This is a genomic window from Mammaliicoccus sp. K-M42 (genome assembly GCF_022386375.1).
GTDB lineage: Bacteria > Bacillota > Bacilli > Staphylococcales > Staphylococcaceae > Mammaliicoccus > Mammaliicoccus fleurettii.
Genome location: NZ_JAJNIS010000003.1, coordinates 105,994 through 123,689, shown reverse-complemented (window position 1 = coordinate 123,689; position 17,696 = coordinate 105,994). Strand labels below are relative to the sequence as shown.

Annotated in this window: 18 protein-coding genes; 8 read left to right on the top strand and 10 right to left on the bottom strand. The window is 31.9% G+C overall.

Translation table 11 applies throughout. From position 1 onward, the window contains the following. Positions 1-38: 38 nt before the first annotated feature. Both scrK and LQ668_RS03345 read left to right on the top strand, forming a co-directional pair. Positions 39-908 (top strand): fructokinase ScrK, encoded by an 870-nt coding sequence (gene scrK / locus LQ668_RS03350; RefSeq protein ID WP_078357053.1) that lies wholly within the window; start codon positions 39-41, stop codon positions 906-908. A 13-nt stretch (positions 909-921) separates the two neighbouring features. Beyond that, a complete protein-coding gene (locus tag LQ668_RS03345) occupies positions 922-1,488 on the top strand; it encodes a GNAT family N-acetyltransferase (protein ID WP_078357052.1) in 567 nt (188 codons plus the stop codon). Here the strand turns inward: LQ668_RS03345 and LQ668_RS03340 are convergent. Both LQ668_RS03340 and LQ668_RS03335 read right to left on the bottom strand, forming a co-directional pair. Next, positions 1,485-1,667: a hypothetical protein gene (locus tag LQ668_RS03340; RefSeq protein WP_078357051.1), complete on the bottom strand. Its 183-nt coding sequence runs from the start codon at positions 1,665-1,667 to the stop codon at positions 1,485-1,487. The two genes, LQ668_RS03345 and LQ668_RS03340, sit on opposite strands and share 4 nt — an antisense overlap. A gap of 84 nt (positions 1,668-1,751) precedes the next feature. Then, positions 1,752-2,354: a nitroreductase family protein gene (locus LQ668_RS03335; protein WP_107509180.1), complete on the bottom strand. Its 603-nt coding sequence runs from the start codon at positions 2,352-2,354 to the stop codon at positions 1,752-1,754. A 191-nt stretch (positions 2,355-2,545) separates the two neighbouring features. Here LQ668_RS03335 and LQ668_RS03330 point away from each other — a divergent pair, with 191 nt between their 5' ends. Next, entirely contained in the window at positions 2,546-3,262 is a 717-nt protein-coding gene (locus LQ668_RS03330; RefSeq protein WP_239775902.1) for a tyrosine-protein phosphatase, read from the top strand. A gap of 47 nt (positions 3,263-3,309) precedes the next feature. Here the strand turns inward: LQ668_RS03330 and LQ668_RS03325 are convergent, their stop codons facing one another. Next, complete coding sequence (locus tag LQ668_RS03325; protein ID WP_078357048.1) at positions 3,310-4,503, bottom strand: MFS transporter; 1,194 nt, start codon at positions 4,501-4,503, stop codon at positions 3,310-3,312. 119 nt (positions 4,504-4,622) lie between these two features. Between LQ668_RS03325 and LQ668_RS03320 the strand changes: the two genes are divergently transcribed. Both LQ668_RS03320 and LQ668_RS03315 read left to right on the top strand, forming a co-directional pair. Further along, positions 4,623-4,988 (top strand): winged helix-turn-helix transcriptional regulator, encoded by a 366-nt coding sequence (locus LQ668_RS03320; RefSeq protein ID WP_078357047.1) that lies wholly within the window; start codon positions 4,623-4,625, stop codon positions 4,986-4,988. A 278-nt stretch (positions 4,989-5,266) separates the two neighbouring features. Then, positions 5,267-6,106 carry a helix-turn-helix domain-containing protein gene (locus LQ668_RS03315; protein ID WP_078357046.1) on the top strand — a complete coding sequence of 280 codons (840 nt, stop codon included), beginning with the start codon at positions 5,267-5,269 and terminating at the stop codon, positions 6,104-6,106. Between the two features lie 112 nt (positions 6,107-6,218). Here LQ668_RS03315 and LQ668_RS03310 read toward each other — a convergent pair whose 3' ends face one another. Continuing rightward, on the bottom strand, positions 6,219-6,851 hold the full coding sequence (locus LQ668_RS03310) for a hypothetical protein (RefSeq protein ID WP_218702960.1): 633 nt from the start codon (positions 6,849-6,851) through the stop codon (positions 6,219-6,221). A gap of 169 nt (positions 6,852-7,020) precedes the next feature. Here LQ668_RS03310 and LQ668_RS03305 point away from each other — a divergent pair, with 169 nt between their 5' ends. Then, positions 7,021-8,328: a Na+/H+ antiporter NhaC family protein gene (locus LQ668_RS03305; RefSeq protein ID WP_208143591.1), complete on the top strand. Its 1,308-nt coding sequence runs from the start codon at positions 7,021-7,023 to the stop codon at positions 8,326-8,328. A 67-nt stretch (positions 8,329-8,395) separates the two neighbouring features. Here LQ668_RS03305 and LQ668_RS03300 read toward each other — a convergent pair whose 3' ends face one another. Then, positions 8,396-9,631 carry an ammonium transporter gene (locus tag LQ668_RS03300; protein ID WP_078357043.1) on the bottom strand — a complete coding sequence of 412 codons (1,236 nt, stop codon included), beginning with the start codon at positions 9,629-9,631 and terminating at the stop codon, positions 8,396-8,398. A gap of 115 nt (positions 9,632-9,746) precedes the next feature. Further along, the gene (locus LQ668_RS03295) at positions 9,747-10,937 is read right to left on the bottom strand and encodes a M20 family metallopeptidase (RefSeq protein WP_218702962.1); all 1,191 of its coding nucleotides are present in this window, start codon (positions 10,935-10,937) and stop codon (positions 9,747-9,749) included. 165 nt (positions 10,938-11,102) lie between these two features. Between LQ668_RS03295 and LQ668_RS03290 the strand changes: the two genes are divergently transcribed. Together LQ668_RS03290 and LQ668_RS03285 are read left to right on the top strand one after the other, a co-directional pair. Continuing rightward, complete coding sequence (locus LQ668_RS03290; protein ID WP_107509186.1) at positions 11,103-11,540, top strand: MarR family winged helix-turn-helix transcriptional regulator; 438 nt, start codon at positions 11,103-11,105, stop codon at positions 11,538-11,540. Next, positions 11,533-12,735, top strand: coding sequence for an MFS transporter (locus LQ668_RS03285; protein ID WP_218702963.1), 1,203 nt, complete (start codon positions 11,533-11,535; stop codon positions 12,733-12,735). The genes LQ668_RS03290 and LQ668_RS03285 overlap by 8 nt, the downstream gene beginning before the upstream one ends. Before the next feature lie 312 nt (positions 12,736-13,047). Here LQ668_RS03285 and LQ668_RS03280 read toward each other — a convergent pair whose 3' ends face one another. The 4 genes from LQ668_RS03280 to LQ668_RS03265 form a co-directional block, all read right to left on the bottom strand. After that, on the bottom strand, positions 13,048-14,520 hold the full coding sequence (locus tag LQ668_RS03280) for a catalase (RefSeq protein ID WP_078357039.1): 1,473 nt from the start codon (positions 14,518-14,520) through the stop codon (positions 13,048-13,050). A gap of 334 nt (positions 14,521-14,854) precedes the next feature. Beyond that, on the bottom strand, positions 14,855-15,316 hold the full coding sequence (locus LQ668_RS03275) for an NUDIX domain-containing protein (protein ID WP_078357038.1): 462 nt from the start codon (positions 15,314-15,316) through the stop codon (positions 14,855-14,857). Positions 15,317-15,340: 24 nt separating this feature from the next. Beyond that, positions 15,341-16,273 carry a DMT family transporter gene (locus LQ668_RS03270; protein WP_107509904.1) on the bottom strand — a complete coding sequence of 311 codons (933 nt, stop codon included), beginning with the start codon at positions 16,271-16,273 and terminating at the stop codon, positions 15,341-15,343. Positions 16,274-16,275: 2 nt separating this feature from the next. Further along, entirely contained in the window at positions 16,276-17,568 is a 1,293-nt protein-coding gene (locus LQ668_RS03265; RefSeq protein ID WP_218702964.1) for a D-serine ammonia-lyase, read from the bottom strand. Between the last annotated feature and the right edge of the window lie 128 nt (positions 17,569-17,696).

The window sequence follows — 17,696 nt, the reverse complement described above, 5'->3', positions numbered from 1 at the left end:
GTGTAAAAAAATATAATCATAGAAAGTGAGTGGGATTATTGAAACTTTATGGAGCGATTGAAGCAGGAGGAACAAAATTTGTATGTGCAGTAGGTGATGATAACTTAACTGTTATAGAAAGTGTTTCGATACCAACTACGGAACCAACTGAAACGATGCCAAAAGTTATAGAATTCTTTAAAGAGCATGACATTATAAGTATTGGTATTGGTTCATTTGGTCCAATAGATATTAATAAAGAATCTGATACATATGGTTATATAACTTCCACACCAAAGACAGCATGGAAAAATTTTGATTTCATTGGGGCTATTAAAGAGCATTTTGATATTCCGGTCGCTTTTACAACTGATGTAAACACTTCATTATATGGTGAGTTTAAAAAAGGTATCGCAAAAGATATTAATTCAGCAGTATATTATACAGTTGGTACAGGTATCGGTGGAGGAGCTATGGTCGGTGGTAAATTTGTTCAAGGATATAGTCATCCAGAGATGGGACATATGACAGTAAAGATACATGAAGATGACCAAAGCTTTGAAGGTAAATGTCCATTTCATGGTAACTGTTTAGAAGGGGTTGCATCAGGACCTGCTATTGAAAAAAGAGCTGGTATATCAGCGAAAGAGATTAAAGAAGATTCGAAAGATTGGGATATAGTAGCTTATTATATTGCTCAGGCAGCATTGAATACAACGTTAATGTTATCACCAGAAAAAATCATTTTTGGTGGAGGCGTAATGCATCAAAATCATTTGTTGAGTAAAATTCATAAGCAATTTGAGTTATTAAATAATGACTATATTGCACTTCCACCGGTAGAAGAGTACATCGTTTCTCCAAGTTTGAATGATGAACAAGGAATAATTGGCTGTTTAGCTTTAGCACAAAATGAAAATAAAGCATAAGAAGGTGTGAATTATGGAATTATTAGTAACATTAGGTGAGAATCAAACATTAGAAACAGACAGACTTATATTGAGACCTGTAAGTTTAGATGATACAGAATCACTTTATGAATATTCATCTAATATAGAAAATACTTCTCATGTATTTCCAACACATTTGTCAAAAGAAGAAACAAAAGAAGTCATCGCAAATTACTATTTGAAATCACCATTAGGCAAATATGGAATAGTCTTAAAAGAAGAACATAAATTAATTGGCACAATAGATTTAAGAGTAGATACAGAACATAAAAGAGGCGAGATAGGATATGTGCTCAATTTAAATTATTCTAAAAATGGCTATATGACAGAAGCGGGATTAGAGATATTGTCATTGGCGTTTGATAAGTTAAAATTAAACCAAGTAAATGCAATGCATAGCACTATTAATCCTAAATCTGGACAAGTTATGGAAAGATTAGGAATGAAAAAAATTGGTGTTATGCCAAAAAATAGAATTCATAAAGAAAAAATTGTAGATGATGCTATTTATGTTATAACGAATGATGAATATAAAGAAATGAAAAAAGCAGCTAATTAAGCTGCTTTTTTCATTTTAGTTAGTGCCTTTAGCCCATATGCAAATATACCATAACCAATTAAAGAGCTAGGTAACCATCTCTTTGTTAAAGAGATGTCCTTATTCTTATTGATAAATATATAAGGTACTAACGTTGATATTAAGTAAAGTACTAGAACTTTTTGATAACGTTTGTTCATCTTAAACACCTCACTTCATTACCTATATTATAATCTTTTTTTGAGGTGTAGTATTATCATATTATTACAAAATTAGTACATTCTTTATTCAAATTTTGCAAATGATGAAGCTGGTAAGCGTGATGCTCTATCATTTGTCATTTCACCTTTACCAATTGAAATAAGCATAGCGGGTACTAAGTTATCGTCAATATTAAATGCGTCAATTACAGATTGTTTGTCAAAGCCAATCATAGGGCAAGTTGCATAACCAGCATCCTCACTGACTAACATTAAACTCATCGCAAATAATGATGCGCCACGTACAGCTTCGTCTCTTTTATTGAGATCACTTTCAAAGAATCGATTCACACTTTCGATTAAGCCTTCTCTTTTATTAGCTGGAATATGTTCGTGTTCAATCCAGTCATCAGCTATATCTCCAATTGTTTCATGTGCATTTAAATCACCTAAAATGATAAATGTTGCACTTGCTTCTTTTATTTTAACTTGTTTGTTAGCTGCGTTATATAACTTTTCTTTAGCTTCATCAGTGTCAGCTACTATTACTTTCCACTGTTGTAAATTCCAAGCAGATGGTGATAGTGCTGCTTTGTCTAATAAATCATAAATTGTTTCTCTATCTAAATCATATTGCTCATAAGATTTTACTGAGCGTCTTCTTTCAAGTGCTTTGGTTAATTCCATTATCTTTCCACTCCTTATATTTCGCTATTTTTATGTTCATATAAAGAAGGAATAATTACAAACTTTCTGCTTATTTGAAATATAAAATTGAAGGCTTATTAATATAATTTATAAACAGATATTTGTTACAATATAAGTAATAAGAAAACTTATTGATATTTGATAGTTCAATGACTAAAGGAGCGATGCACATGATTGATATTCATAATCATTTATTATATGGATTAGATGATGGTCCAATAGATGCAGAAAGCATGCTTGAATTAGCAAGAGAAGCCGAAAAAATTGGGATTACAGATATTGTAGCAACACCTCATTATATAGAACATCGTTTTAAAAATAGTGCGGACATAGTTAAAGCAAGAACTGAAGAAGTACAATCGTTATTAAAAGAACATCATATTAATATAAAAGTGTATCCTAGCCAAGAAATTCATATGTTTGGAAATGAGTTAGCAGGATTGGAATCAGGAGAATTGTTACCTATAACTGAAGGCTCAAGATATGTATTAATTGAATTTCCATTCTTTACAGTTCCAGACTTTGCGAATAACACGTTTGACCAATTATTCGATGCAGGGTATCGTCCTTTATTAGCTCATCCAGAACGTATCATTCCTATACAAGATAAACCTCAAATTTTATTTGATTTAATTAAAAGGGGTGCTCTTTGTCAAGTAACTGCTGGTTCATTAGTAGGTAAATATGGTGAAGATGCAAAAAGAGTTGCTGATTATTTATTGGATCAAGAAAGTATTCATATCGTTGGAAGTGACGCACATAATACACCTAACAGAAATTTTCATATAAAAGAAGCATATGATTATATTGAAGAAACTAAAGGAATTGACACAGTTAATCAAATGAAAGATAATGCTCAAAAAATACTAAATAATGATGAAATATAAAAGAAGAAGGATGGGACAAATTAATTGTCTCATCCTTCTTCTTATTATTAACACGTTGTTTGCAGTGGTTCCGAAGTTTCATTTCTATTAACGGCAAACATTAATAAGCTTGCCATAATAACCATGATAAAACCAAAATATGGTGTGAACGATAATGATATATGATTTAATATAAATCCACCAATAACTGATCCAAGTGTTATACCAATATTAAAAGCAGATATATTTAGACTAGATGCAAAGTTGACTGTTTCTTTACTATTTCTCTCTGCGAATAATACGACGATAAGTTGGAGACCAGGTACATTCATAAATGCAAATAGGCCCATTAATAAAATACTTACTAATCCTACTACATGAAAATGTAACGTAAGTCCTACCAGTAATAAAGTTAAAGCTTGTAGTAAGAAAATGATCGTTAATGATTTTGTAGGAGCGTGATTTGTAAGTTTTCCTCCTAAAGTATTACCAATCGCAACCATTACACCATATAATATCAAAATCGTAACGATACTGTTTGATTCATAGCCTAAAATATGAGTAAGAATCTCAGTTAAATATGTGTAGACTACAAACGTACCTCCATAACCGAGGGCAGTTATTAAATATATTGTCATAAGGGGTTTGTTTTTTAAGACTGCAAGTTGTTTAACAATTGGTGCTTGTTTGTATTCAGTTAAATTTTTAGGAACAAATGCTATATTGGCAATAAGACTAATAATACCTATTATAGCAATTGTGTAAAATGACATTTCATATCCGAAATGTTGACCAACCCATGTACCAAAGGGAACGCCTGTTATAGTAGCAACTGTTAAACCAGTGAACATAAGTGCGATTGCGCTAGAACGTTTATGTGGTGGCACTAAATCTGCAGCAATAGTTGTGGCAATTGACATAAACACACCATGAGAAAAAGCACTGAGCACTCTCATTAATAATAATAAAGTGAATGAAGTAGCCATTCCTGCGAATATGTTAGCAATTATAAAGATGACCATTATAAGAATAAGCACAGTCTTTCTTTTCATGTTATTTGTTAAAGGTGTCAAAATAGGTGCACCTACCGTAACACCAATTGCATATAAAGATACAGTTAATCCTGCTAGAGGAATTGTGATATTAAAAGCATCTTTGATTAATGGTAATAAGCCAACGCTGATGAATTCTGTTGAACCGATGGCGAAAGCAGATATAGCTAGTGAAATAAGTGCAAGTTGATTAGAAAATTTATTTTTCAATTTGATAGTTCCTTCCTTTGTTATAAGATATGTGTTATTTTAAAACGTAACAATACAAATAGGAAGTACGCACTTTAAAGTCATATAGGTACCAAAAAGTACCTTAAGGAGGAAATGTAATGGAAGTAACAGAATATAATATAGGTGTAGAAGCAACAATAGACGTGATTGGTGGTAAATGGAAACCTGTTATCCTTTGTCATTTAAAGCATGGAACAATGAGAACATCAGAACTAAAAAAAGCTATTCCACACATTACACAAAAAATGTTAACTCAACAATTAAGAGAATTAGAGAAAGACGGAATTATTAATCGAATTGTATATCAACAAGTACCTCCGAAAGTAGAATATGAAATATCTGATTACGGTAGTTCATTAAATGAACTATTAGAAAACCTATGTAAGTGGGGAGAATTTCACATTAAAAAAAGACAAGAAGATGGTGAGTTAATACAGCTTGAAACAGCAGAATTTGTTGATTAAGCTTAATACTTCTAAATTTAGACAGCTGTTTAAAGAGAAAATACAGTCTTCGTATAAGGATAAAATAATTGTATTTTCACACAATGAGCCTTAAAATAAAGAAGAGAATTATAACATGACATGAATTATTTCTAATACAAGTTAATATGTGCCCTTAGATGCTTAAATGATATATTTGGTGGGACAAATATATCATTTAATGACGACACTTGAAGATATAGATGTATTAGATAATATAAATATGTTAATTCGATTAAAGAATTTGGGGAGCGCTATATATGAAATTAGGAGAACGTGTAAAACAAAGGAGAATAGATTTAAAGCTTTCTCAACAAGCATTAGCTAAGGGAATCGCTACACAAAGTCAAATTTCTAAAATTGAAAAGAATGAATTGCAACCGGGATCGCAACTCCTTTTTAATATTTCTAGAAGACTAAATTGTAGTATGGATTTCTTGTATATAGGTGATGAATTAGATACACAACTAGAACAAAAATTAAAAGTCATAGAAAGATTGTTAGAAGATCGTGATTACGATGCTTTAATTCCTATTATTGATGGTAATTATTTATCTAATGGATCTGTTGATGAAATTGCAGCGTCTAAGTGGGTAAGATCAATTATAGGTTACTATAAATATGGCGAAGTAGAACAATCACTTCAGATGATTGAAGAAGCATATCAATTAATAGATAGTAATATGTATGTCAAATTACAAGTGTCTATCTGTAATACAAGAGCAGTCTTTTATTATAGTCAAAATGAAAATGAAAAAGCGAAATCTTCATTAGAACAAGGATTAGAAATTGCTAAACGTTTAAATGTAGATGATAGTTATCAAATTAAACTACTATATACATTATCAAATATTTATGCTAGCGAAAGAGCATATGACAGATGTTTAGCATATGCACAAACTGCCTTAGATATTACAATTAATTCAAGTAGATATAAGTTATATAGTGAGCTAATATATAACATCGTGCATTCAAAAATAGAAATGAAGATCAGTAATGACAGTGATAAAAAACAATTAGAAGTCGCACTATTTTTAAGTGAACAGTCTAAAAAACATAACATTACAATATTAATTAGAGATTTAATGAAATTACTATAATTAATTAAGAGGTTGGGGCAAATTAATTGTCTCAACCTCTTATTATTATATTGTCAGTAATAATACCGATAGATTTGAGCAAATATTGAAAGTATTGTCCATATAGCTCTATTTATGAATATCTTTTTAGTATTTCTGAATGTTCGTTTTCAGTAAATAATTTAATTATAGAGTCAGTTTGTAATTGCTCATTTAGTTTGGTTTCTAAATTTTGAATAGCCTTGTATTTATTATTATTTGTATATGGATATGTATAGTTTAATTTGTTCATGATATGTGAGGTAACTGTCTCTTCTAAAATAGAATTTTCAGATGTTGAATTTAATTGCCTTAAAAGTAACTTTGTAAAATAGTATGCGATTATGTCATATAGATCATCATAATGTTCGCACAATGACTCTATGAAAAAGTATATATGGGGTGTGTCTTCAATTTTAAGAAAACCGTCTTTTCTGTAAGCACCAATTAAAAAATATATATCGGGTCTTAAATAAGTATTAAATTGTTTGAGCATTTGTAGTCTAACTTCAAAAATAATATGAACTAATTTGGTGTTTACTTTCAAAATTTGAGCAGTATCTGTTTCTAACTTGGATAAAGTTGTTGATATGTCATCCTCTAAAAATATTGAATTTTCTTCGGCATGTTGAAATTCAGAGCGATATTTTGCGTAATATGTTTTAAGTGAAGTATCGGTTAAATGAAAGTTATTAAAAAAATCATTTATTGTATTACTAATAATCATAATATTACCCCTTAATTTCTTCTTTTTCTTATTATACGTTATATTACCTAATTTTTATTATTTAATTATTCAAGGATTGATAAATGCTTATTACGAAATTTATATTTGACGAGAACAAAATTGTCCTGTACCCTTTTAAAGTATTCAAGATATAAATAAGGAGATAACAATGGAACAAATAGATAAAAAAGGGTCTTTCATAGCTTTATTACCGTTAATCGTGTTTGTGACACTTTTCATTGGTACAGGATTAATTAAGCATGACTTTAATTTCTTACCACTAAATGTAGCTATACTTATTGCGGCAGTGTTTGCATGTGCAATGTATCCAAAGACACCTTTAGCAAAAAAACTAGATATTTTTACAAAAGGTGCTGGACATCCTAATATTTTATTAATGGTGTTTGTATTCTTAATGGCAGGTGCTTTCAGTGAAACTGCTAAAAGTATGGGTGCTGTTAGTTCAACAGTTAATTTAGGATTATCATTAATACCTGGTCAGTTTTTATTAGCAGGATTATTTATAGTAGGTGCTTTTATTTCTGTAGCAATGGGTACTTCAATGGGTACTGTAGCTGCACTAGCCCCTGTGGGAGTTGGCATATCTGAAGCAACTGATATTTCACTAGCTTTAACAATAGCAACTGTAGTAGGTGGGGCAATGTTTGGTGATAACTTGTCTATGATTTCTGACACTACAATAGCTTCTGTAAGAACACAAAAAACAAAAATGAGCGATAAATTTAAGATGAACTTCTTAATTGTATTACCTGGTGCAATTTTGACAGTGGTTATTTTATGGTTTATGACTAAAGATGCAGGGATGGCGGATGCTAGTCAAGGCAGTTACAATTTAGTAAAAGTTATACCATATTTATTTGTACTAATTAGTGCATTGTGTGGAATGAATGTTCTCTTGGTATTAGTGCTAGGTGTAATCGTTGCAAGTTTAATTGGTCTAATTGATGGATCGTTTACTTTAGGCGATAACTTAAAAGCAATATCTGATGGATTAATTGGTATGCAAGATATCTCAATGATCGCACTTCTAATTGGTGGTATGATTGGTTTGATTGAATACCATGGTGGTATAAAATGGTTGTTAAATGTTGTTACAAAACGAGTGAATTCTAAACGAGGTGCAGAGTTTGGAATAGCTGGTTTAGTAAGTGTTACAAATTTAGCAACAGCTAATAACACAATATCTATCATTACTACTGGTCCATTAGCAAAAGAAATAGCAGACGATTTTCAAATTGATCGAAGAAAGTCTGCAAGTATTCTAGATATATTTGCAAGTACGATACAAGGTATTATTCCATATGGAGCACAAGTATTAGCTGCTACTAGTGTAGCTGGTATTTCGACAGTATCATTATTACCATATTCATTTTACCCATATTTACTAGGGATATGTGGTATCGTATCTATATTGATAGGATATCCAAGAAATAAAAAGCTCAAAGCAGATCATTAGAACGCAAGTTGAATATATAAAAACAATACGCCCCTAATCCAAAATAATTGGATTAGGGGCGTATTGTTTAGGCTCTTTTTTCTTTAAGTTCATATCGATAAGCAGTTTCACCATGGAAAGCTACATCTAAGCCTTCTAGTTCTGCTTTTTCATCTGTTCTTAAAGTTGTAAAGATACTTATTGCTTTAGCTATAATATATGTGACAACTCCACTGAATGCAATCGTTACAATTACTGCTACGATTTGCACTATTACTGGCATAAATCCGCCACCGAAGAAAACACCGTCAGAGATACTTGAATTTACATTTGAATTTTGGAATAATCCAGTTCCTATTGCACCGACAATTCCACCAAAACCGTGTAATCCAAATGCATCTAATGCATCATCGTAATTAAGTAATACTTTTAAATGTGTTATAACGTAGTAACATACAAATCCACCTAATATCCCTAGTATCATTGAACTACCATATCCAACAAAGCCAGCTGCTGGTGTGATTGTGACAAGCCCTGCTAACATTCCTGATAAAGTACCAATTAAAGTCACTTTTTTCTTTTGCATATATTCCAAAATAGACCAACCGGCTATACCAGCACAAGAAGCTAAAATCGTATTTACAAAGGCTAACATAGCAACGGAATCAAATGTTAGCGCGGAACCCGTATTAAAACCGAACCACCCAAACCATACTAGTATACCGCCGATTAGCGTGATAACTAAATTATGTGGAGGCTTTTTGTTACTAGGTTTTCTAGAACCAAGTAATAGGGCAAGAACAAGGCCAGATACACCAGATGAAATATGGACGACTGTACCGCCAGCAAAATCTATCGCACCTAATTTATGAATCCAGCCGCCTCCCCAAACCCAGTGTGCTACAGGACTGTAGACTAATAATACCCATAAAGCCATGAATATTAAAAAAGGACCAAATTTCATTCTTTCTGCAACTGATCCTGTAAGAATGGATACCGCAATCGTGCAAAATGTTAATTGGAAAAGCATAAATAAGGCAAATGGTATGGTTTCACTAAAATTACCGTTTGGTTCAAAACCTACACCATTTAGGAATACATGGGAGAAATCACCTATAAATAAGTTGTTTCCTCCGAAACTCATTGAAAATCCAATTAATACCCAAGTGAATGTAACAACTACAATTGCTGAAATACTATGCATCGACGTATTTAATACATTTTTTGATTGAACTAATCCTCCATAGAATAGTGCTAAACCAGGTGTCATTAACCAAACTAATAAAGTACATCCAAATAATAAAAGTGTATCTGTCTGACTCATCTTCCATCATCTCCTTATTTTTTTAAAGTATAAAATATAAAATAAGAAAAAAGAAATATGAGTCAGGTAAATTTACACTATGTGTAATGTTAGTTAACACACTTTTGTAGTTGAACTATTTTACACCTAAATAATCGAATGTAACTGCAGCGACTGACTTAGCTGCAATTAGTAAAGAACCTTCATCAATATCAAATTTAGGATGATGATGTGGGTAAGTTTTTTTGTCTTTAGGACTTGCACCTACATAGAAGAAAGTACTAGGTAATTCTTTAGCATAATATGCAAAGTCTTCTGAAGGTGGTTGTGGTTCACAACGTTCAACACTTTTAACTTCAGAAATATTTGCTTCCTCAATCGCTTTAGCGACTTGCTTCGTTAATTCTGGATCATTATATAGTACAGGATAATCTCTAGTATATTCTAAGTCACATTGAACACCATACGTTGATTCTAAACCTTTAGATAGACGTTTAACTTCATCTTCTATTAGATGTAAAGTTTCTTCGTTCATACCTCTAACGTCGCCTTCAAGCGTAACTTCATTTTTAATAATATTAAATTGTCCTTTTCCATCGAATGAACCGATTGAAACGACGCCCATATCAAACGGATTAAGTCTTCGTGAAACAATCGTTTGTAGAGACATGACAAAGCTACTCGCTGCAACGATTGGATCGTTTGCTAAATGAGGAGATGATCCGTGTCCACCGCTACCTGTTACTTTTAATTTAAATATATTTCGACCAGATTGAACATTGCCTTCTCTGTAATAAACATGATCACTTTCTAAAGCGCTCATTACATGAACGCCGATTACATTATCGACACCATCAAGAATACCGTCTTTAATTAAATATTGTGAGCCACCAGGAGGTTTTTCTTCAGCAGGTTGGTGGATAATGACAATTTTTCCTTTAAGTTGATCTTTAACTTCTATTAAAGTTTCTGCAAGAACTAATAAATAAGCTGTATGAGCATCGTGACCACATGTGTGCATAACACCTTCATTTTTAGAACTGAATTCCAAACCTGTATCTTCTTTAATTGGTAAAGCATCAAAGTCAGCTCTTAGTGCCAAAGTCTTACCTGGCTTTCCTGAGTCAATTGTTACTTTGATACCATAAATTCCTTCTCCGCCAATATGTGTTTGGAGTGAAACATCTTTATCCTTATAAAAATCTTCAATATATTGTGCTGTTTCTTTTTCTTCAAAAGATAGTTCAGGATGTTCATGTAAATATCTTCTAATCTCAATCATTTTGTCTTCTTTTTTTGATAATTTTTCATAGAAATCATTTAACATATTACGTTCCTCCTTAATAATACTTAACTTAATTATAATAGAAAAAGTCAAAAATATCTTGTTTCAAGAATAAATTTGATATTGACACTACATATAAACGAGAGTAGAATGGTCAAGTATTAGTTAGCAAAGCTAACTTTATTTCATGAGAAAAGGTGACAAAAAATGGAGAGCTTTTTATTTACATATACTAATTTGTATAGACCGTATATTCATCATATTAATGCCATATTAGAGCCCTATGATTTATATGCTGCTCAGTATAAAGTGTTACATGATATTGCAAACAACGAGCCTACAACACTTGTGCAAGTGTCTAAACGTTCTTTTATTGAAAAACCTACTGCTCGTAAAATTATCAAAAAATTGATTGATCTTGAACTTGTTCAAGCTGTTAATAGTAAAGAAGATAAAAGAGAAAAGTTTCTTACATTAACAGAAAAAGGCCAACAGCAATTTAATGAAATACATGAATCCATTGTAATATTTCAAAATAATTGTCTTCAAGCTGTTGAAGCAGATGATGCAGAGCTTGAAAAAGCACAGAAATTATTAGAAAAACTTAGAAATCATTTAATAGAGGAGGTAATAAATAATGGCTGATCAATTAAAAAAGCCAATTTGGACAAAAGACTTTATATTTAACTTTGTCATTAGCTTTTTCATATTTTTATCTATGTACTTATTATTAGTAACAGTAGGTGGATATAGTAAAGAAACATTTGGTGTTTCTGATAGTCTGGCTGGTTTAGCTTCAGGACTTTTCATCGTAGGATCTTTAGTCGGAAGATTTTTAACAGGTAAATATATCAATATAGTAGGGACTAAGAAAGTGTTAATTATTGGTGGAATCTTACTTGTAATTACGAATGGATTATATCTAGTATCAGCATCATCATTTGCATTATTACTTATCGTACGAATTTTAAATGGGGTAGCAAGTGGGGTAGCAAGTACAGCTACAGGAACAATTGCTGCATTTATAACGCCAGCACAACGCCGTAGCGAAGGAATAAGTATGTATAGTTTAAGTATGGTTCTAGGGACTGCTATCGGACCATTTATCGGCTTATTATTATATCAACATATTCCAATGACTGGACTATTTACAATTTGTACGTTATTAATCGTTATCGCATTTGTAATGTCACTATTTATGAAAGTTGAAACACCAGTAATGCCAAGTGCACAAACTGAAGAGAAAAAAGGATTTAGATTATCTGACTTTTACTCAGTACAAGCTTTACCAATTGCAATTGTAGTAGTGATTGTAAGTATTGCATATTCATCAGTATTGTCATTTATACAATTCTTTGCTCAAGAAAATCATTTAGTTGATGCAGCAAGTTTCTTCTTTGTTGTATACGCAATTGCAGTATTGCTAACAAGACCATTTACAGGAAGAATCATGGATCAACGTGGAGAAAATATTGTTACAATACCAGCATTTATTTGTTTAGTAATAGGTTTGTTCTTAATTAGTATAGCAAGTAATGGAGTAGTATTACTTATAGCAGGTGCATTTGTAGGACTAGGATTTGGTAACTTACAATCTATCTTCCAAGCACTCGTAGTTAAAGTATCACCAGTAGAAGCCATGGGATTAGCAACATCTACTTATTTCATAGGTTTAGACTTTGGATTAGGATTTGGACCATATGTATTAGGTAATTTCACAAATTCTATCGGCTATTCTGGGTTATACATGGCAATGGCAGTAGTTGCATTATTAGGTTTAGTCGCATTCTACTTCTTGCATATGTTTAAAGCTAAAAAAGAAGCAAACTATAATTCATAAAATAAAGTGCTAATAAGAGATAAAGTAAAATGCAAAAAATGAATTAAGTTGTAGATTAACTCGGCAGTTAATCGAAGAGATTGATTAAGTTGTAGATTAACTCGGCAGTTAATCGAAGAGATTGGTTAAGTTGTAGATTAAGTCGAAAGTTAATCTAAGAGATTGGCTAAGTTGTAGATTAAGTCGAAAGTTAATCGAAGAGATAGACCAAGTTGTAGATTAACTCGAAAGTTAATCTAAGACAAATTCACAATAAACACCATAAAGAAAAGATCCTAGGACATTTATGTCCTAGGATCTTTTCTTTATATATTATCCTTCTAAATCAACTGAATTAATGTCGATGCCTAATGCGTCTGCTACACCTTTACCATAATCTGGGTCAGCTTTGTAACAGTTACGGATATGACGGTGTTTTACTTCATCAGTAGTTCCTTGCATTTCGTTAGCAGTATTTTGGAATATACGTTGTTGTCCTTCTGGTGATTGTAGACGGAATAATTTACCTGGTTGTTCATAGTAATTATCGTCATCTTCACGGTAGTCGTGTTCGTATAATTCACCTTCTACTGGTAAACCTGGCTTCTTATATTCTGGTTGAGATTCATGTGCTTCGTAACTATTTGGATAATAGTTAATACCTCCACCTAAGTTGCCATCAACTCTCATTTGACCATCTCTAGAGAATGGACAAACTTCTGCAGCACCTTTAGCTGAGTTTACTGGAATTTGCCAATGGTTTACGCCTAAACGATAACGTTGAGCATCTCCATAAGAGAATAAACGTCCTTGTAACATTTTATCTGGTGAGAAGTCTATACCAGGAATGATGTTTGTAGGTGCGAATGCAGCTTGTTCAACATCTTGGAAATAGTTCTCTGGGTTACGGTTTAATTCGAATTCACCAACTGGAATTAATGGATAATCACCTTTGAACCAAACTTTAGTTAAGTCAAATGGGTTATCTTTATGATTTCTTGCTTGTTCTTCAGTCATCACTTGAATGTACATCTTCCATTTAGGGAAGTTGCCTTCTTCAATAGCATTGAATAAGTCTCTTTGACTTGATTCACGGTCTTTAGCTATTACTTGTTCAGCTTCTTCAGCACTAAAGTTCTCAATTCCTTGTTGAGTTCTGAAATGGAATTTCACCCATACACGTTCACCAGCATCATTATACATAGAATAAGTGTGTGAACCGAAACCATGCATGTTACGGAAACCTTTTGGAATACCTCTGTCAGTCATTAATATTGTGACTTGGTGTAATGCTTCAGGTAAAAGTGTCCAGAAGTCCCAGTTAGATTGAGGGTTATGCATATTCGTTTTAGGGTCACGTTTAACGACGTGATTTAAACTTGCGAATAATTTAGGATCACGGAAGAAGAATACAGGTGTGTTGTTACCAACTAAGTCCCAGTTACCTTCTTCAGTGTAGAATTTAAGTGCGAAACCACGAATATCACGTTCAGCTTCAGCAGCACCACGTTCACCAGCTACTGTAGAGAAACGAGCAAACATTTCTGTTTGTTTACCAATTTCAGAAAATATTTTAGCATTTGTATATTGTGTAATATCATGCGTTACTGTAAAAGTACCGAATGCACCAGAACCTTTAGCGTGCATACGTCGTTCAGGAATAACTTCTCTATCGAAATGTGCCATTTGTTCTAAGAAATATACGTCTTGCATTGATACAGGACCACGTTTGCCAGCAGTCATTGTATTTTCACGATCAGATACAGGAGCACCAAATAGTCCTGTAAGTTTTGATTTATTACTCATATCATAATCCTCCTCAAGAATTCTTAATTATAATAATTCTAATTTCATACTTATTATAATTTAAAGTGAGCAAAGTGACAAGTAAAAGAACAATCAATCATCAAAGATTATTTTTAATACTTCGCGCTATATTTAAACTAAATATCCGAAAAGTGTAATTTATAAACATATAATAGCTAATTTATTATACTTTAACCATTATACATGCTGAAAAATCTCGAGGATTTATTTTAATTATTTTACTGTAAAATGAGAATTTAAGTGATTAATTGATTATAAGAACTATAATTAACAAAAAAAGAACGCTAAAATATGCGTTCTTTTTTTGTTAATTTTATTTCGGATTATCTCTATTTATAAATAAGGGTTGGACATCAATTTTCTTTAAAATAATTTCTTTTGCTTTTCTAGGATGAAGATTAATTTCTGGAATATTTGAAATCCCGACTGAAACGTAATCTATTTTTGGGTTGTTTGGAATGTTTAAATCATTTAAAGATTCTTTTAATGTGACATGATAAATAAATAAAATTTCATGGTATGACGTACTTTCATATTCAAAAAAGTTTTGTATAGTTGATACAAAATAAATATCATCACATTCTATGCCTAATTCTTCTTTGATTTCACGTTTAATAGCAGAATCTGAGCTTTCATAATATTTCACTCTGCCACCAATTAATGTGTAGTATTCATGTTTTTTATCATAGTGAAAACAGTAACCGTGCTTATCTTTAATAATAGCACCAACGCGTATGTTCAGCATGCCGTCTCCAGATTTTATTGAAAGATCCATTCAGAGTCCTCCTTTATAAATAGATTAGAATAACTTAAGTATTACAATACCTATGAAAACTAATGTCGCACCTATTAGTCTTCTTGCTGTAATTTTAAACTTAGGTGTATTGAATAAACCGAAGTGGTCAATCAATAATCCCATTAACATTTGTCCGAAAATAACAACCATTAGTGTTAAAGCTGCACCAAGCTCAGGCATTAAAAGAATATTAGTTGTAACAAATACTACTCCTAATACGCCTCCTATAAAGTAAAGAGGCTTAATTGTCCCTTGATCAGGGTGATGAAAGCTAAAACGAATTCTTCTAACAAGTAATAATGAAAGTATGAATAAAGCGATAGTCCCTATAGCAAATGAAATTAATGCAGAAAAATAGAATGACTGAACTTCATATCTGAGTGCACTATTGATTGCAGTTTGAATAGGGGGAAGACAACCAGTAAAGATACCTAATACCATCCAATAATTTGTATGTTGTGATTTAGTCGTAATAATTCGGTCAGATGATTTTTTGTAATTCATTAATAATATACCCAGTAACATAATAATTACGCCAGCAATTCTTTCTAAATTTATTGGATGTATATCAGCATTAAATAAGCCGAATTGGTCAATGAATATTCCCATAATAATTTGACCTGATACAGTCATGACAACTGTTAAAGCTGCACCAATTCTAGGTAACAATAGTAAATTACCTGTTAAGAATACAACACCAAGTAATCCTCCAGTAAACCATACATAAGAAAAATCTTGATTCATCATAAATGATGGTGATAACTTTTGTGGATTCATTATTAAATTGACTATTATTAGAACGATGGTTCCAATTAGAAATGAATAAAAAGATGAAAGGATTGGTGATTTAGTATAGCTGCCTAATTTAGTGTTTATCGATGTTTGTAACGGTACACATAATCCAGCTACAACACCTAATATAATAAGTAGTATCAATATTAATAACTCCTTCTTTCTATATCAATTGCTTGTTGATAGTAAATAGATTGTTCTTTATCTGGAACCATATTTCCTCCTGTAGACCAGACGATATGTGTAGCATGTTGTGAATCATAATTTAAATCATGAATATATTTCAAGCCATGAAATCCGGAAGTAGCTGAAGGTTCGATAAATATATTTTCAGTATCTTTTAAAGCTTTTAAGTAACGGTATAATTGATTATCTTCGACTGTACAAGAGCCAAATAAAAGTGTGGACATTATAGTACCTACTAATTTTGAAGGACGGCTAACTGCTAACCCATCAGCAATAGTTTTACCAGATAATCCGACATCTTGAACGGATATACCGTCATGTAACTTTGTAATCATACCTAATGCCATACAAGGCGCTTCTGTAGGTTCTATAAAGACAGGGTGTACATTATCACCAAAGATTAACTTCAAACCGAATGCAACACCGCCAGGACCTCCGCCGACACCACATGGTAAATATACGAATAGAGGATGGTCTTGATCAACTTTAATATTTGCTTCTTTAAGTTGTTTTTCCAACCTTAAAGCACTCACTGAATAACCTAAAAACAAATCTTTAGAAGCTTCGTCATCAACAAAGTGGCAGTATGGATCATTCATAGCGATTTTTCTGCCTTCTTTTACAGCATAACCATAATCTTGAATGTGTTCTACAACTTCAACACCTTTTGATTTTAAGAGGTCCTTTTTCCATTCTTTTGCGTCTTGTGACATATGTACTGTAACTTTGAAACCTAATTGTGCACTCATAATACCAATACTTAAACCTAAGTTACCAGTAGATCCAACAGCAATACGGTATTTAGAAAATATATCTTGATAGTAATCTGTTGCTAAAAGGCTATAATCACTATTTACAGTGAAATCAGTTTCTTTAATGGCAGTTTCTTCAGCAAATTTCAACACTTCATAAATACCACCACGTGCTTTAATAGAACCTGAAATAGGTAACGCATGGTCACCTTTTAATAAAAGATTGCCCTTTAAATGTGGAAATTGAGTCTTTTTAAAATGGTTTAATTGAAAAATTTGGGATTCAATTTCCCCTTGGTTATTTTGAGTTTCAGGAAAGACTTTTGCAATATATGGTGCAAAACGAGTCAATCTTTGTTCAGCATCAATCACATCGTCCAATGTAAATGGAAAAGACTGTTTGTTTAGATAGTCTGGATTTTTCCAAAACATTTCTTCGCCACGAGCAATATTTGAAATAATAGGGGATATATTTTTTAATGATTGAACATCTATAGTCATAAGTATCTCTCCTTATTTAAAAGTGCTTTACTTTATAATAGTACAATTGTTTTGATTTTATTGATAGATTAATGACTGGAAAGGCTATACTAATAAGCTTTATAACCAGATAAGAGGCTGGGACGAAT

What these genes read in the sequence shown, in the direction of transcription:
- LQ668_RS03345 (WP_078357052.1), top strand. Translation starts at nt 922, where the DNA reads ATGGAATTATTAGTAACATTAGGTGAGAATCAAACATTAGAAACAGAC.
- LQ668_RS03340 (WP_078357051.1), bottom strand. Translation starts at nt 1,667, where the DNA reads ATGAACAAACGTTATCAAAAAGTTCTAGTACTTTACTTAATATCAACG.
- LQ668_RS03335 (WP_107509180.1), bottom strand. Translation starts at nt 2,354, where the DNA reads ATGGAATTAACCAAAGCACTTGAAAGAAGACGCTCAGTAAAATCTTAT.
- LQ668_RS03330 (WP_239775902.1), top strand. Translation starts at nt 2,546, where the DNA reads ATGATTGATATTCATAATCATTTATTATATGGATTAGATGATGGTCCA.
- LQ668_RS03320 (WP_078357047.1), top strand. Translation starts at nt 4,623, where the DNA reads ATGGAAGTAACAGAATATAATATAGGTGTAGAAGCAACAATAGACGTG.
- LQ668_RS03315 (WP_078357046.1), top strand. Translation starts at nt 5,267, where the DNA reads ATGAAATTAGGAGAACGTGTAAAACAAAGGAGAATAGATTTAAAGCTT.
- LQ668_RS03310 (WP_218702960.1), bottom strand. Translation starts at nt 6,851, where the DNA reads ATGATTATTAGTAATACAATAAATGATTTTTTTAATAACTTTCATTTA.
- LQ668_RS03305 (WP_208143591.1), top strand. Translation starts at nt 7,021, where the DNA reads ATGGAACAAATAGATAAAAAAGGGTCTTTCATAGCTTTATTACCGTTA.
- LQ668_RS03300 (WP_078357043.1), bottom strand. Translation starts at nt 9,631, where the DNA reads ATGAGTCAGACAGATACACTTTTATTATTTGGATGTACTTTATTAGTT.
- LQ668_RS03295 (WP_218702962.1), bottom strand. Translation starts at nt 10,937, where the DNA reads ATGTTAAATGATTTCTATGAAAAATTATCAAAAAAAGAAGACAAAATG.
- LQ668_RS03290 (WP_107509186.1), top strand. Translation starts at nt 11,103, where the DNA reads ATGGAGAGCTTTTTATTTACATATACTAATTTGTATAGACCGTATATT.
- LQ668_RS03285 (WP_218702963.1), top strand. Translation starts at nt 11,533, where the DNA reads ATGGCTGATCAATTAAAAAAGCCAATTTGGACAAAAGACTTTATATTT.
- LQ668_RS03280 (WP_078357039.1), bottom strand. Translation starts at nt 14,520, where the DNA reads ATGAGTAATAAATCAAAACTTACAGGACTATTTGGTGCTCCTGTATCT.
- LQ668_RS03275 (WP_078357038.1), bottom strand. Translation starts at nt 15,316, where the DNA reads ATGGATCTTTCAATAAAATCTGGAGACGGCATGCTGAACATACGCGTT.
- LQ668_RS03265 (WP_218702964.1), bottom strand. Translation starts at nt 17,568, where the DNA reads ATGACTATAGATGTTCAATCATTAAAAAATATATCCCCTATTATTTCA.